Origin of the sequence: Amycolatopsis sp. NPDC098790 (assembly GCF_044759945.1) — a bacterium.
Classification (GTDB): domain Bacteria; phylum Actinomycetota; class Actinomycetes; order Mycobacteriales; family Pseudonocardiaceae; genus Amycolatopsis.
The window spans coordinates 292,565-306,318 of the sequence record NZ_JBIWAI010000004.1; the positions used below are offsets into that span (position 1 = coordinate 292,565).

Sequence of the window (13,754 nt, forward strand, 5' to 3'; positions counted from 1 at the left end):
CTGCCCGCGCCCGCCGCACCGTGCTTGGGTGTTCCCGGGTTGACGGAAACACGGAAGGAAAGCTGCGGTGCGGACGTCCAAAGCGGGGCTGGCGGTCGCCGCCTCGATCCTGGTGGCGGCGACGGCGCCGGCCGCGGCGACCACGCCCGATCCGCTCGCGCCCTACCTCACGCAGAAGGTCGAGTGGGGTGGCTGCCCGTTCAAGAGCGCCAAGGCCCAGTGCGCGCGGATCACCGTGCCGCGGGACTGGTCCGCGCCGTCGCCGGGGACCGACCTGAAGGTCGCGATCAGCCGCGCCGCCGCGACCGGCGAGCGGCGGGGCGCGATCCTGGTCAACCCGGGCGGGCCCGGCGGCCAGGGCACCTCGCTCGCGGGCGCGCTGGCCGGCCTGGAACCGGCGGTCGGCGAGCACTACGACTTCGTCGGCATGGACCCGCGCGGCACCGGCCAGGAGGGCGGCGACGACGAGGGGTTCGTCTGCCGCGTGCCGATCGGCAGGCTGCCGACCGAAGCCGGCCTCGACGCGCGTGACCGCTCGCCCGCCAGCATCCTGGCCCACCAGCGGACGCCGCGCGCGGTGGCCGAGGCCTGCCAGAGCGACGCGCTCGCGCCGTACGTCACGACGTGGCAGACCACCCACGACATGGACCTGATCCGCGCGCTGCTGGGCGACGAGAAGCTGAACTACCTCGGCTACTCCTACGGCACGTGGCTCGGCGCGAAGTACGCGTCGCTGTTCCCCAAGCGCGCGGGCCGGATCGTCCTCGACTCCAGCGTCAACTTCGAGGGCAGGCTGCAGGCCGCGTTCGAGGCGTTCCCGAAGATCGACCAGCGCCAGTTCGACCGCGTCTACGCGCCGTGGCTGGCGCGGCGGTTCCCGGACCAGCTCGGCAAGACCGTCCCCGAGGTCAAGAAGACGTACGAGCGGGTGCGCGGCTACTTCCGCACCCAGGGCGTCTCACCGGACGTCTTCGACCACGTCTTCGTCGGCAACGGCAGCCCGAGGCAGTGGCTGGTCGGCTCGCTGGTGCTGACCAAGGGCGTGGCGGCCCTCGACGGCACCAAGCCGGCCCCGCCGGCCGCGCTGGCGGACGCCCTCGACCGCGCGTCCCGTGCGGAGTTCGGCGTGCCGCTGGCGAAGCTGACGGCGGCGGACGTGGCGCCGCCCGAGCCCGACTACGCGGACGTGGGCGGCACCCGCCTGGCCGTGGCGTGCGGCGACCAGCCGACCCGCGCGGCGACCTGGTACAAGCTGCTGAGCGACCTGCAGGGCCCGGCGTACCCGCTGTTCGGCTGGGCGTACGGGCTGAGCGAGCCGTGCGGGTTCTGGTCCGACCTCCCCCGCCACCCGCTGCCGACGCTGCCGGCGGAGGCGGCGAAGAACGTGCTGGTGGTCCAGGGCGAGTTCGACCCGCAGACGGGCTACGAGCAGGCCGAGGCGGCGGCCCGGGCGGCCGGCGTCCCGATGGTGTCGGTGGCGGATTCGCCGTTCCACGGCCAGTACGCGGTCAGCGCGAATTCCTGTGTGGACGGTCTGGTGAACGGCTACTTCCTGGGCGGCCCCCGCCCGGCGGCGACGATCTGCCCGGGGGTGCCGTTGCCGGGCGAGAAGACGGTGTTCCCGGCGTCGGGCCCGGCGGGCGAAGCGACCGGGGACGCGTTCCCGGAACCCGCACCGCGCGACGCGCTTTCGCCTACGCGCGAACGGCTTCAGGACCGCATCAGCAGCGTCAACCGCGGCGACTAACCCGAGTAGGCACCCGCCTCGAGGTCCTCGATCAGCGTCGGCCCGCTCGGCACCCAGCCCAGCAGTTCGCGCGTCGCCGCGCTGGTCGCCGCCAGGTCCATCGCGAAGAACCCGCCGATCCACCCGTAGTGCGCCGCCACGTCGTCCGGAGCGACCGACGCCACCGGCACGTCGAACGCCCGGCCGATCGCCTCCGCGATCTCCTTCGTCGGCACGCCCTCCTCGGCGACCGCGTGCAACCGCGCGCCCGCCGGGGCCTTCTCCAGGCCCGAGACGACCATGCGGGCCGCGTCCGTCACGTGGACCGCCGCCCAGCGGTTCGAGCCGTCGCCCGGGTACGCCGACACGCCCTTCTCACGGGCGATCGCCGACAGGACCGCGATGAAGCCGTGGTCGCCCGTGCCGTGCACCGTCGGTGAGAACCGCAGGCTCACCGGCCGCACGCCGCGGTCGGCGTACTCCAGCGCCAGGTTCTCCGCGCCGCCGCGCGGCGAATCCGGGCCGTGGAACGGCGACGCGTCCGCCTCCGTCGCCGGGCGGTCCTGCCGGATGCCGGCGATCCCGGACGCCAGCAGCAGCGGGCGGCCGCTGCCGGAAAGCGCGTCGCCGATGGTCTCGACCGCGGCGCGCTCGGCCGCGTTCGACACCGCCGGGTTGGCGAAGTCGTGCTTGTTGGCCAGGTGGATGACGGCGTCGGCCGCCTCGGCGCCGGCGCGGAGGCCGGCCAGGTCGTCGAGGTCGCCGCGGCGGACCCCGGCGCCCTTCGCCGCCAGCTTGGCGGCCGAGGCGTCGGACCGGGCCAGCCCGGTGACCTCGTGGCCGGCGGCGAGCAGCTCGCCGACGACGGCGGTGCCGATCCAGCCGGAGGCTCCGGTGACGAAAACGCGCATGGCGTGCACTCCTTGAGATGAGAGACGATGTCAGTGGCTGACATCCGCAACCCTACGCCTCCATGTCAGTCGCTGTCATCACCTAGAATCGATTCATGGTGCGCTGGGAACCCGGAACCGCGGAACGGCTGCAGAAGGCCGCGCTCGAGCTGTTCGCCACCCGCGGCTACGAGCAGACGACCGCCGCGGAGATCGCCCAGGCCGTCGGCCTCACCGAACGCACCTTCTTCCGGCACTTCAGCGACAAGCGCGAGGTGCTCTTCCAGGGGCAGGAACTGCTGGTCAAGGCGTTCCTCGACGGCATCGACGCCGCGCCGCCGGACGCGTCGCCGTTCGAGGTCGTCGCCGGCGCGCTGCGGTCGGCGGCGACGTTCTTCCCGGACGAGCGCCGCCCGCACTCGCTGGCGCGGCAGGCCGTGATCGACCGCAACCCCGCGCTGCAGGAACGCGAGCACCACAAGCTCACGACCCTGGCCACGACGGTCGCCGCCGCCCTGCGCGCCCGGGGCGTCGACGACGTCGCGGCCACGCTGGCCGCGGAGTCGGGCGCCACCGTCTTCGGGATCGCGTTCACCCGGTGGCTGCGGGAAGAGCGGTCACTGGCCGACATCGCGGCCGAAGTGCTGGCCGAACTGCTGACGCTGGCGGCTCAGGCCTTGCGCCCCACGAGGTGAAAGACGCGGCTGAGCCGGCGGTAGGGATCGCGCCGGCCCGCCTCGAACTCGACGGCCGCGACCCGTTCCGCGTCGGCCGGGTCCACCTCGGCGCCGCCGAACCCGAGCCAGTCGACGAACAGCCAGACCCCGTACCACCGCACGGGTTCCACGCCCCCGGCGCGGAGCAGCTCGCTCAGCTCTTCGACGGTGTCGGCCCGGGTGGGGACGCCCAGCACGCCGATTTCGCTCCGCGTGTCGAACGCCGCCAGCGCGTCGTCCCACCGCTGTTCCAGGGCCGGCCGGACCGCCATCGCGTGGGCGTTGCCCGTCATGATCGAGACCACGCCCCCGGGAGCGGCTAGGCGGCACAGCCGGTCGACCACCGGCTCCGGCCGCTCGAGGTACCCGAGGACGCCGTGGCACAGGACGGCGTCGAAGCGCCGGCCGCCGACGGCCTCTTCGGCGTGTTCGGCCTCGGCCTCCACGAACGTCACGCGCTCGGCGGCCGGCCGTTGCCGCGCCTTGGCCAGCATCGCGGGCGAGGAGTCCAGCAGCGTGACGGCGTACCCGGCCTCGGCCAAGGGGAAGGACTGGTGCCCGGCGCCGCCGCCGACGTCGAGCACGGTCGCCGGCGGCGGCGGGAGGTGTTCGAGCAGCTGGCGGTGCAGCACGTACGTGCGCACGCGGCCCTTCACGGACGCGTAGGCGTCGTCGGCGAACCGGCCGGCCAGCGCGGCCCAGGTGTCGTCACCCATCGGAAGCACGGTACCGGCGCGCGCCGGGTGACTCGGGGCGGGCGCGCGGGGTAGTGTCGTCGTCGCTGCGGTTGAGCACAGCAGCCGCCTCCTGGAACCCCGAGGGCCCGCGCGCTCCCGCGCCGGCCGGGACCGAGGTGAGAACACCATGCAAGCCACCATCACTCGTCCGGGCATCGCCCTGCTGACGAGCGCCCCTTCCCGCACGGCGATCACGGCGACGGCCGAGCGCACGGTCGTCACCGTCACGGGCGACCTGGACCTGGCGCGGACGGACCGCCTGGCCTCGTTGCTGTGCGAAGAGCTCGACCTGGCGCCGAGAGCGCTGGTCATCGACCTGACCGGGCTGGCCTTCTGCTCGGCCCGCGGGCTGGGCGTGCTGCTGGAAGCGGTTTCGGTGGCCCGCGCGGCGGACGTGCCGGTGGCCGTCGTCGCCGAGGGACGGGCGGTGCTGCGGCCGGTCCGGGTCCTGGGGCTCGAGGACGCGCTGCCCCTGCACCGGACGCTCGCCGAGGCGACGGGACACCATGACGTCTGAGCAGGAGTGGCGGCACGACAAGGAAGTCTTCGTCGCCGGCGAAACCCGGCCCGGCCCGCTCGCCGGGGAGTTCGCCCGGCTGACCGGCCGGCTGCTGACCGCCCCCAGCGTCGAGGACGTGCTCAAGCGCGTCCTCGAGGCCACCACCGCGATGGTTCCCTCGGCCGACCTCGCCAGCTTCACGCTCATCGACGCCGACGGGCAGTTCCACACGCCCGCGGAGACCGGCGAGGTGGCCATCCAGCTCGACCTGCTGCAGTACCGGTTCCGGGAAGGGCCGTGCGTCGAGTCGGCGGAACCCGCCGGACCCGCGGTCGCGGTCGCACCCGACCTCGCCGACGAGCCCCGCTGGCCGCGGTGGGCCCCCGCCGCGGCGGAGCTCGGCGTGCGGGCTGTCGTCTCCACCGCGCTCATCCCGGGTGCGCCGTCCGGTCCGTCCGTGGGCGCGCTCAACGTGTACTCGCGTTCCCCGAACGGGCTGGACGAAGCCGACCGCGACGTCCTCCTGCTGCTGGCCACGCACGCGTCGCTGGCGCTGGCGGCCACCGACGCCGTCACGCGCGCCGAACTGCAGGCCGCGCACCTGCGCAAGGCGATCGACAGCCGGGACGTGATCGGCCAGGCCAAGGGCATCATCATGGCCCGCCGCGGCGTCTCGGCCGACGAAGCGTTCGACGTCCTGCGGCGCACGTCGCAGGACTTGAACGTCAAGCTGGCCGAGCTGGCCGGGACCCTCGCCGAGCGGCACACCGAGATCGACCTGCCCGGTTGACGTCATCACTTCGACGACTTGGTACTTGTCATCGTTCGGATGACATGCTACAAATGCAGTGCGTGTTGACAACCCCGATCGTCGAACAGGAGGAGAACGATGTTGATGCGCACCGACCCGTTCCGCGAGCTCGACCGCTTCGCCCAGCAGGTCTTCGGCAGCCCCGGCACCTGGTCCAAGCCGGCCGCGATGCCGATGGACGCCTACCGCGCCGGCGACGAGTTCGTGGTCTGCTTCGACCTGCCCGGCGTCACGAAGGACGCGATCGAGCTCGACATCGAGCGCAACGTCCTGACCGTCAAGGCCGAGCGTCGCCCGCTCCCCGGCGGCGACGACGTCCAGATGCAGGTCTCCGAACGGCCGCTCGGCGTCTTCTCGCGCCAGCTCTTCCTCGGCGACACCCTCGACGCCGACCACATCAAGGCCGACTACGAGGCCGGCGTCCTGACGCTGCGCATCCCGGTCGCCGAGAAGGCGAAGCCGCGCCGCATCGAGATCGCCGGCGAGGACTCCGACCGCAAGCAGATCAAGGCCTGAGGCACCCGGCCGCGGCGGACCGGCACCGGCCGGTCCGCCGCGAAGGGCTTTCGAGGAACAGCATGACCGATCCCGTCCAGGCCGCGGCGGAACGGATCTTCGCCGCGGCCGAAGAACTCGGCACCACCCGTCAGGAGGCGGTGCTCGTCACCCGCGCGGTGCACGCGGTCAAGAACGGCCGCCCCACGGACGTCGCGCTCACCGACTCCGGGCCGCACCGGCGGCGCCGGCTCGCTCACGTCGCCGGGTGCGCGCTGTGGGACCCGGCCCTCGACGCGGACGCCGTGCTCGCCGCCGTCACCAGCACCGCACGGACCGCACGGACCGTGCGCACCGCCGCCTGACCATCCACAGTGGACGTCCACTGCGGACTCAGGGCCGGTCGCGGATCCACTCGCAGGCGGCGTCGACGGTCGGGTGCACGGCGAACGCCTCGTCCAGCCGGCTGAGCCGGACCGCGCGCAGCACCGGGTACCCGTCCGCGACCACCGCGAGCGGCACCCCGCCCGCCGTCGTCTCCGCGGCCAGCTCGGCCAGCACCTGCAGGCCCGCCGATCCGCAGAACCCGATCCCGTCCAGGTCGACGATGAGCGCACCCGGCCGGTCGTCCAGCACGGCCCGCGTCCGGGCGCGCAGCACCGGCGCGGTGCCGAGGTCCAGGTCGCCCGCGGCCGCGACGACGACGGCTTCGGGCACCGTGCGCACCCGCACGTTCAGCGTCCGCTCGTCGGCCACCGCGCCTCCCTTCCACCGTGCCCGACTTTAGGCGGACCGCATCGTTTTGTCATCGATTCCCGGGGTAACCGCACCTTGACCACATCAGGAAGGAGACGCCCGCGATGAGCACCGTGACCGAGACCGTCGACGTCGAAACCGATGTCAGCACGGCGTACAACCAGTGGACCCAGTTCGAGTCCTTCCCGCACTTCATGGAAGGCGTCGACGAGATCAGGCAGCTCGACGACACGCACACGCACTGGAAGATCAGCGTCGGCGGGCAGACCCGCGAGTTCGACGCGACGATCACCGAGCAGCACCCGGACGAGCGCGTCGCGTGGAAGTCGGACACCGGCCCGAACCACGCCGGCGTGGTGACGTTCCACCGCCTCGACGACCGGCACACGCGGGTCACCGCGCAGCTGGACATCGACCCCGAGGGCTTCGTCGAGAACGTGGCGGACAAGCTCGGCGTCCTCGACCGGCGGGTCAAGGGCGACCTGGGCCGCTTCAAGACCTTCATCGAGGAACGCGGCGGCCGCGAGACCGGCGCGTGGCGCGGCGATGTCGAGCGGCCCGGGACCTGAGCCGGCGGACACCCCGGCGACCGCCCCCGCCGTCACCTGGACGGCGGGGGCGGTCGCGCGCATGCTCGGCCTGCCGCCGTCGACGCTGCGCGCGTGGCACCGCCGCTACGACCTGCGGCTGACCACGCCCCAGACGGGCAGCCACCGCCGGTACGGCCGGGCCGACGTCGACGCGCTGCTGCGCATGAAGCACCTGATCGACCAGGGGCTCGGCGCGGAGTCCGCGGCCGCCCGCGCGTTCCGGGCCGGCGGCACCGACGTCGAGACGCTGCTCTCCGCGGTCCGCCGGCTGAAGATCGACACGGCGACCGCACTGCTGGACGCGCACCTGAACGGCCACGACGTCGCCGGCACGTGGGAAGACCTGTGCCGGCCCGCGCTGGCCGCCCTGGACGGCGACCGGTGCGTCGACCTGGTGCACGGGCTGTCGTGGGCCATCGCCGCGGCCCTGCACCGCATCCCGGCGCCGGCCGGTGCGTCGCCGCCGGTCCTGCTGGCGTGCGCGGACGGCGAGCGGCACACCTTGCCGCTGGAGGTCCTGCGCGCGGCCCTGGCCGAGCACGGCCGCGCGGCGCTGTTCCTGGGCGGGTCCATTCCGGACACCGCGCTGCGGGACGCGATCGCCCGCACCGGCCCGGCGGCCGTGGTGCTGTGGGCGAGCCACGCGGCGGAACCACCGCGCCGGCTGCCGGTGCCGCGGCTCGTCCTGGCCGGGCCCGGCTGGCCGAGCCGGACCGGAAGAGCGGCGCGCCCGGCCACGCTCGGCGACGCACTCGTTCTCCTCGACCGGGCATAACGACGGTCGAGGCGGGTAGCCCGCGACCATGGAAACAGCCACGCACCGCATCGAGGTCCAGGCGCCCGCCCAGGCGTGTTACGACTGGTGGCGCCCGCTGACCCGGCTCCCGGAGATCTTTTCCGACGTCGAGTCGGTGGAAGCGCTCACCGAAGACGGTTCCCGGACGCGCTGGAAGGTCGCCGGCCCGGCGGGCAAGACGCTCGAGTGGGAGGCGCGGATCACCGAAGACGCGGCACCGCACCGGATCGCCTGGACGACGGTCGACGCGGCCGACCCGGACGTGTCCAACGGCGGTGTGGTCGTGTTCGAGGACAAGGGCGACGGGCGTACCGGGCTCGAAGTCAGCCTCGAGTACGCGCCGCCCGGCGGGAAGGTGGGTGCGGCGGTGGCGTCGCTGCTCGCCGATCCGCAGCGCAAGGTCGAACGCGCTTGTACGGAGTTCAAGCGGGTGATCGAGACCCGCTAGCGGACCCTCGCGCCTCGCCCGTCCCGCGTCGGGCATCCTTGTGCCCGGCGTTGTCCAGCGATGAGGGGACGAGGATGGGTGCTTCACCCGAGGTGACCGTGCCGGCGAGCGTCGACAGCCCGGTGCCGCCGAAGCCGCCGGCCTCCGGGCTGGCCCGGTGGCTGCTGGAGCACCGCGTCGCCCCCGTCGGCCGGCAGGGCGGTGAGGACCACGGCACCCCGCAGGCCTGGTGGAAGGTCATGTGCCTGACCGGCGTCGACTACTTCTCCACCCTCTCCTACCTGCCCGGCATCGCCGCGCTCGCCGCCGGGGCGCTCTCGCCGCTGGCGACCCTGCTGATCGTCGCGCTGACGCTGCTCGGCATGCTGCCGATGTACCGCCGGGTCGCCCGCGAAAGCCCGCACGGCCAGGGCTCGGTCGCGATGCTGGAGGACCTGCTGCCGTTCTGGCGCGGGAAGCTGTTCGTCCTCACGCTCCTCGGCTTCGTCGCGACGTCGTGGATCATCACCATCACGCTCTCCTCGGCCGACGCCACCGTGCACATGCTGGAGAACCCGTACCTGCCGGGCTTCCTGCACGGGCACGCCGTGCTCATCACCGTCGTGCTGCTGCTGATCCTCGGCGGGGTCTTCCTGCTGGGCTTCAGCGAGGCGGTCGGCGTCGCCATCCCGCTCGTCGCGGTCTTCCTGCTGCTCAACGGGATCGTCACGGTCGTCGGCGTCGTCGACCTGCTCGGCGACTCCGCGGCGCTGTCCCGCTGGACCGACGCGCTCACCGCGGGCGGCGGCGGGTTCGGCGGCATCGTCGGGCCGGCCGTGATCGCGTTCCCGCTGCTGGTGCTGGGCCTCTCCGGGTTCGAGACCGGGGTCAGCATGATGCCGCTGGTCGCCGCGAAGGGGAAGACGCCGGAGGAGAAGCTCGAGTCGCGGATCCGCAACACGCGCAAGCTGCTGACCGCGGCCGCGCTGATCATGTCCGTGTTCCTGATCGCGACCAGCTTCGTCACGACCGTGCTGATCCCGGCGGACGCGTTCAAAGAGGGCGGCGAAGCCAACGGCCGGGCCATGGCCTACCTCGCCCACCGCGAGCTGGGCGAGATCTTCGGCACCGCCTACGACATCAGCAGCGTCCTGATCCTGTGGTTCGCCGGCGCGTCGGCGATGGCCGGACTGATCAACATCGTCCCGCGGTACCTGCCGTCCTACGGCATGGCGCCGGAGTGGGGCCGCGCGGTGCGGCCGGTCGTGCTCGTCTACACGGCCATCAGCATCCTCATCACCGTCGCGTTCGGCGCCGACGTCAACGCGCAGGCCGGGGCCTACGCCACCGGCATCCTCGCGATGATGGTGTCGGGTTCGGTCGCGGTCAGCATCTCGGCGATCCGGCGGCACCAGCGCGGCGCGGCGATCGGGTTCGTCGTCCTGACGCTCGTCCTGGTGTACGCGCTCGTCGAGAACGTCATCGAGAAGCCGGACGGCATCGCCATCTCGGCCCTGTTCATCCTCGGCATCATCGTCGTCTCGCTGGTGTCGCGGGTTTCGCGGACGACGGAGCTGCGGGCCGAGCGCATCGAGTTCGACGACGAGGCCCGCCGGTTCGTCGCCGATTCGCTGGCCCACGACGGCAACCTGCACATCATCGCCAACCGGCGGCAAGGCGGCGACGAGGCGGAGTACTCGGCCAAGGAAGCCGAGCAGCGCTCGATGAACCCGGTCCCCGGCGCCGCGGACGTGATCTTCCTGGAGATCGACGTCGTGGACCCGTCGGAGTTCAGCAACGTCCTCGAGGTGCGGGGCGTCGACATCGACGGCTACCGGATCCTGCGCGCGGAGAGCCCCGCGGCGCCGAACGCCATCGCGGCGATCCTCCTGGCCCTGCGCGACGTCACCGGCGTCCGGCCGCAGTGCCACTTCGAGTGGGCGGAGGGCAACCCGCTCGGGCACCTGTTCCGCTACCTGATCCTGGGCCGCGGCGACACCGCGCCGGTGGTCCGCGAGATCATCCGCAGCGCGGAGAAGGACCCGGCGCGCCGGCCGGGTATCCACGTCGGCGGCTGACGGCCCGGCCGCGGGCGGCGTACCAGCTCAGCGCGACGACCAGGGCCAGGCCCAGTTCGACCAGGTCGCCGCCGTAGTACATGAGCTGGGCGCCGGCCTGGCGGTCGGCGACGGTGAAGGCCGTGCCCGGCGGCGGCGTGGCGAAGAGCGACTTGGCCAGCACGGCGTGCGCGGCCGCGGCGCCGACCAGCGCGGCCGCGCGTGGACCGAGGCCGACGCGGTGGCGCAGCGGGTCGAGCCGGCACACCGACGCCGTGAACAGGACGCCGGTCAGGACGACGTGCACGTGGACGAAGTCGTGCAGCCACGGGTCGCGGCCGGCCGCGGCGAACAGGCCGGTCCGGTAGAGCAGCCACAGGCTCCCGGCGTCGAGGACGGCCGCGACCGGCGGGTACGTCAGCACCGCCGCCGGGCGCGACCGCAGCACCGGCTTGAGCCCGCGGCGCACCGCGAGCGGAGCGGTGCGCAGCAAGAGCGTCACCGGGCGGGCGAGCACCAGCAGGAGCGGCGCGAGCATGCCGGCCACGACGTGCTGCAGCACGTGCCCGGTGAACCCGGGTGCGGCGGGGAAGATCGCGGCGGCGACGCCGAGGCCGAAAGCGGCGTCGCGCGCCGGTGGCCACCGGTCGCCGCGGCCGCGCAGGCGCCACGCGCCCAGCTCGTAGGCCGCCAACACCAGCACGGCCAGGATCGCCGGGGCCGGGCCGCCGTGCCCCGTCACGCCGTCACGCCGTCTTCGCGCGGCGCAGGAAGAACACGCCGGCGGCCAGCAGGACCACCGCCACGACGTTCCACGTCCAGTCGTACGGCGTGAGGTCCACGGCGTAGCGGATCTGGTGCAGGCCGAGCAGCTTGTGCTGGATCGTGCCGTCGTACAGCTGGAACGCGCCGGCTCCGGTCAGCACCCCGCCGGCGAGGGCCCGGCCGGAGAGCCGGTCGCCGCGCCGCAGGTCGGCGACGAGCACGAGGCCGAACACGAGCGCGAACCAGCCGAACGCGTGGAAGAGCCCGTCGGAGACCAGCCCGGCGTCGGTGGTCGAGCCGTCGTAGAAGTGGTGCCAGTGCAGCAGCTGGTGGAACACCGTTTCGTCGACGAAGGCGGCGACGCCGACCCCGGCGAGCACTCCCGCCCACGCCGAACGCGCCTTCCGGACGACGAGTTCCGGCACACCCACCACCTCCGCTAGCGGGCTACCCCGGTTTCGCGCGGACACGCATGGCGGTTTATGCCGATCCCGCCCGGGTAGCCCGCCGCTCAACGAAGCCGAGGGCACCGGAAGTGCCTCTCCCGCAAGGAGGTAGGGATGACACAGGGATCCGGCGGCCAGTCGCCGCCGTCGACGACGGAAACCGCCAAGAACGAAGCACGCGAGGTGGCCTCGACGGCCGCGGACCGCGGCGGCGAGGTCGCGCAAACCGCTGCGCAGGAAGCGAAACACGTCGCCCAGCACGCTCAGCACGAGGCGCGTGACCTCCTTCGCGAAGGACGCGCGCAGCTGGAGTCCCAAGCCAAGGACGGCCAGCGGAAGGCGGCCCAGAGCCTCCACCAGCTGGCGGGCCAGCTGGACCGGATGGCCGAACAGACCGACTCCCCGGGCGTCGCCGCCGACGTCGCGCGGCAGGTGTCCGACAAGACGCGCTCGGTCGCGGACTGGCTGGAGCACCGCGAACCCGGCGACCTGCTCGACGAGGTGCGGCGCTTCGCCCGCCGCCGTCCCGGGACGTTCCTGGTGGGTGCCGCGGTGGCCGGCGCCCTCGTCGGACGGCTCACCCGCGGCGTCGTCGCCCAGCAGCAGCAGGAAAACAGCTCGCCGAACGGGCAGGCGGCCGCCGCCCCGGCGTCGCACGCGGGTCCGGCCGGCGTTCCGCCGGTGCCGCCGGCTCCCGGCCCGGGCGGGACGGGCTACCCGCCGCCGGTCGCGCCGGGCGGGTACAACGCACCGCAGCCTGGCGCCGGTGGCATCGACGCGCCGCCGGTCGCGCCCGGCGGGTACAACGCCCCGCAGCCGGGTGGCCCGGTCGGTCCCGACGGCCTCATCGCGCCCCAGCCGGGCGCCGACCGGCTCGACGCGCCGCCGACCACGCCCGGCGGGTTTGCCGCGCCGCAGCCGGGCGCGCAGCCCCTGCCGCAGCCCAGCCGGCCCACCTCGCCCGGGCAGGTGCCGTGATGACCCAGCCACCCGGGCCCCCGCCGCAGGCGAGCCCGCCCGTCGACGTCGCCGACAGCTCGGTCGGCGAACTGCTGTCCAACGTGATGAAGGACCTCTCCACCCTGGTGCGCCAGGAGGTCGAGCTGGCGAAGGCCGAGACGAAGGCCGAAGCCACGAAGGCGGCCAAGGGCGCCGGCATGTTCGGCGGCGCCGGGTTCGCCGGCTACATGGTCCTGCTGTTCCTGTCCGTCGCGCTGTGGCAGGGCCTCGAAAACGTGATGGACGGGGGCTGGGCCGCGCTGATCGTGGCCGCGGTCTGGGCGATCGCCGGCGCGGTCCTGTACGCCACCGGGCGCAGCGAATTCCGCCGCATCAACCCGAAACCCGAACGCACCGTCGAGACCCTGCAGCAGGTCCCGGACGCACTGAAAGGCGAACGACCATGACCGAACCGGACCGGATCCGCCGGGAAATCGAAGGCACGCAACGGAACCTGAGCACCGACGTCAACGCGCTGACCGAGAAGGTCAGCCCCGGCCGCATCGTCGAACGCCGCGTCGGCCGCGTGCGGACGGCGTTCGGCAACGCGAAGGAGCGAGTGATGGGCACCGCGGACCACCACGCGTCGGTCGCCGGGGACAAGGTGGGCTCGGTCGCCTCGACGGCGCAGGACAAGGTGAGCTCGGCCGCCTCGACCGCGCAGGACAAGGTGAGCTCCGCGGCCGACGCGGTGTCCGAAGCGCCGCAGCAGATCCGCCGCGGCACGCAGGGCAACCCGCTGGCGGCCGGCCTGATCGCGTTCGGCGCGGGCTGGCTGGTGTCGTCCCTGCTGCCGGCGAGCGAGCCGGAGCGCAAGCTGGCGAGCCAGGCGACCGACCTGGCCCGCGAGCAGCTGGCCCCGGTCGCCCAGCACGCGGCGGAGGAGCTCAAGGAGAACCTGCGCGAGCCGGCGCAGCAGGCGGTCGAGTCGGTGAAGTCCGAAGCCGCGGACAGCGCGTCCACGGTGAAGGACGAAGCCCAGTCGGCCACCGGCGACGTCACCGACCGGGCGCAGGAAGCCCAGCACAACGTCCGGAGCTGACC

The 13,754-nt window shown here is 73.5% G+C and carries 18 protein-coding genes; 13 read left to right on the plus strand and 5 right to left on the minus strand.

The genetic code is table 11. The features are described 5' to 3' along the window. The first annotated feature begins 67 nt into the window (after positions 1-67). On the plus strand, positions 68-1,747 hold the full coding sequence (locus ACIQWX_RS30755) for an alpha/beta fold hydrolase (RefSeq protein ID WP_400878338.1): 1,680 nt from the start codon (positions 68-70) through the stop codon (positions 1,745-1,747). Here ACIQWX_RS30755 and ACIQWX_RS30760 read toward each other — a convergent pair. After that, entirely contained in the window at positions 1,744-2,637 is an 894-nt protein-coding gene (locus ACIQWX_RS30760; RefSeq protein ID WP_400878341.1) for an SDR family oxidoreductase, read from the minus strand. The genes ACIQWX_RS30755 and ACIQWX_RS30760 overlap by 4 nt on opposite strands. Positions 2,638-2,732: 95 nt before the next feature. Here ACIQWX_RS30760 and ACIQWX_RS30765 point away from each other — a divergent pair, with 95 nt between their 5' ends. Further along, positions 2,733-3,311, plus strand: coding sequence for a TetR/AcrR family transcriptional regulator (locus ACIQWX_RS30765; RefSeq protein WP_400878344.1), 579 nt, complete (start codon positions 2,733-2,735; stop codon positions 3,309-3,311). Here ACIQWX_RS30765 and ACIQWX_RS30770 read toward each other — a convergent pair. Beyond that, a complete protein-coding gene (locus ACIQWX_RS30770; protein WP_400878347.1) occupies positions 3,287-4,048 on the minus strand; it encodes a class I SAM-dependent methyltransferase in 762 nt (253 codons plus the stop codon). The genes ACIQWX_RS30765 and ACIQWX_RS30770 overlap by 25 nt on opposite strands. A 148-nt stretch (positions 4,049-4,196) precedes the next feature. On the opposite strand from ACIQWX_RS30770, the gene ACIQWX_RS30775 reads away from it, so the two are divergent. From ACIQWX_RS30775 to ACIQWX_RS30790, 4 genes are all read left to right on the plus strand, one after another. Continuing rightward, positions 4,197-4,586 (plus strand): STAS domain-containing protein, encoded by a 390-nt coding sequence (locus ACIQWX_RS30775; protein WP_400878350.1) that lies wholly within the window; start codon positions 4,197-4,199, stop codon positions 4,584-4,586. After that, positions 4,576-5,358: a GAF and ANTAR domain-containing protein gene (locus ACIQWX_RS30780; protein ID WP_400878353.1), complete on the plus strand. Its 783-nt coding sequence runs from the start codon at positions 4,576-4,578 to the stop codon at positions 5,356-5,358. Before ACIQWX_RS30775 ends, ACIQWX_RS30780 begins: the two co-directional genes overlap by 11 nt. Before the next feature lie 99 nt (positions 5,359-5,457). Further along, positions 5,458-5,895 (plus strand): Hsp20/alpha crystallin family protein, encoded by a 438-nt coding sequence (locus ACIQWX_RS30785; protein WP_400878356.1) that lies wholly within the window; start codon positions 5,458-5,460, stop codon positions 5,893-5,895. A gap of 62 nt (positions 5,896-5,957) precedes the next feature. Continuing rightward, a complete protein-coding gene (locus ACIQWX_RS30790) occupies positions 5,958-6,239 on the plus strand; it encodes a hypothetical protein (protein ID WP_400878358.1) in 282 nt (93 codons plus the stop codon). Positions 6,240-6,267: 28 nt separating this feature from the next. Here the strand turns inward: ACIQWX_RS30790 and ACIQWX_RS30795 are convergent, their stop codons facing one another. Continuing rightward, complete coding sequence (locus ACIQWX_RS30795; RefSeq protein ID WP_400878361.1) at positions 6,268-6,630, minus strand: STAS domain-containing protein; 363 nt, start codon at positions 6,628-6,630, stop codon at positions 6,268-6,270. A 104-nt stretch (positions 6,631-6,734) separates the two neighbouring features. Between ACIQWX_RS30795 and ACIQWX_RS30800 the strand changes: the two genes are divergently transcribed. The 4 genes from ACIQWX_RS30800 to ACIQWX_RS30815 all read left to right on the plus strand — a co-directional run bounded on the left by ACIQWX_RS30800 (position 6,735) and on the right by ACIQWX_RS30815 (position 10,521). Beyond that, a complete protein-coding gene (locus tag ACIQWX_RS30800) occupies positions 6,735-7,199 on the plus strand; it encodes an SRPBCC family protein (RefSeq protein ID WP_400878364.1) in 465 nt (154 codons plus the stop codon). Further along, positions 7,177-7,995 carry a MerR family transcriptional regulator gene (locus tag ACIQWX_RS30805; RefSeq protein WP_400878367.1) on the plus strand — a complete coding sequence of 273 codons (819 nt, stop codon included), beginning with the start codon at positions 7,177-7,179 and terminating at the stop codon, positions 7,993-7,995. Before ACIQWX_RS30800 ends, ACIQWX_RS30805 begins: the two co-directional genes overlap by 23 nt. Before the next feature lie 28 nt (positions 7,996-8,023). Then, entirely contained in the window at positions 8,024-8,464 is a 441-nt protein-coding gene (locus tag ACIQWX_RS30810) for an SRPBCC family protein (protein WP_400878370.1), read from the plus strand. A gap of 74 nt (positions 8,465-8,538) precedes the next feature. After that, positions 8,539-10,521: an amino acid transporter gene (locus tag ACIQWX_RS30815; protein WP_400878373.1), complete on the plus strand. Its 1,983-nt coding sequence runs from the start codon at positions 8,539-8,541 to the stop codon at positions 10,519-10,521. Here the strand turns inward: ACIQWX_RS30815 and ACIQWX_RS30820 are convergent. Further along, positions 10,463-11,242: a cytochrome c oxidase assembly protein gene (locus tag ACIQWX_RS30820; protein ID WP_400878376.1), complete on the minus strand. Its 780-nt coding sequence runs from the start codon at positions 11,240-11,242 to the stop codon at positions 10,463-10,465. The two genes, ACIQWX_RS30815 and ACIQWX_RS30820, sit on opposite strands and share 59 nt — an antisense overlap. A gap of 4 nt (positions 11,243-11,246) precedes the next feature. Beyond that, positions 11,247-11,690, minus strand: a complete 444-nt coding sequence (locus tag ACIQWX_RS30825) for a DUF2243 domain-containing protein (protein ID WP_400878379.1) — start codon at positions 11,688-11,690, stop codon at positions 11,247-11,249. A gap of 135 nt (positions 11,691-11,825) precedes the next feature. Here ACIQWX_RS30825 and ACIQWX_RS30830 point away from each other — a divergent pair, with 135 nt between their 5' ends. Genes ACIQWX_RS30830 through ACIQWX_RS30840 form a run of 3 tightly spaced genes read left to right on the plus strand, consistent with a single transcriptional unit; the run spans position 11,826 to position 13,752 of the window. Next, positions 11,826-12,689 (plus strand): hypothetical protein, encoded by an 864-nt coding sequence (locus ACIQWX_RS30830; RefSeq protein ID WP_400878382.1) that lies wholly within the window; start codon positions 11,826-11,828, stop codon positions 12,687-12,689. Then, positions 12,689-13,117, plus strand: coding sequence for a phage holin family protein (locus ACIQWX_RS30835; protein ID WP_091390416.1), 429 nt, complete (start codon positions 12,689-12,691; stop codon positions 13,115-13,117). The genes ACIQWX_RS30830 and ACIQWX_RS30835 overlap by 1 nt, the downstream gene beginning before the upstream one ends. Continuing rightward, the gene (locus ACIQWX_RS30840; protein ID WP_400878385.1) at positions 13,114-13,752 is read left to right on the plus strand and encodes a DUF3618 domain-containing protein; all 639 of its coding nucleotides are present in this window, start codon (positions 13,114-13,116) and stop codon (positions 13,750-13,752) included. The genes ACIQWX_RS30835 and ACIQWX_RS30840 overlap by 4 nt, the downstream gene beginning before the upstream one ends. Positions 13,753-13,754: the final 2 nt, after the last annotated feature.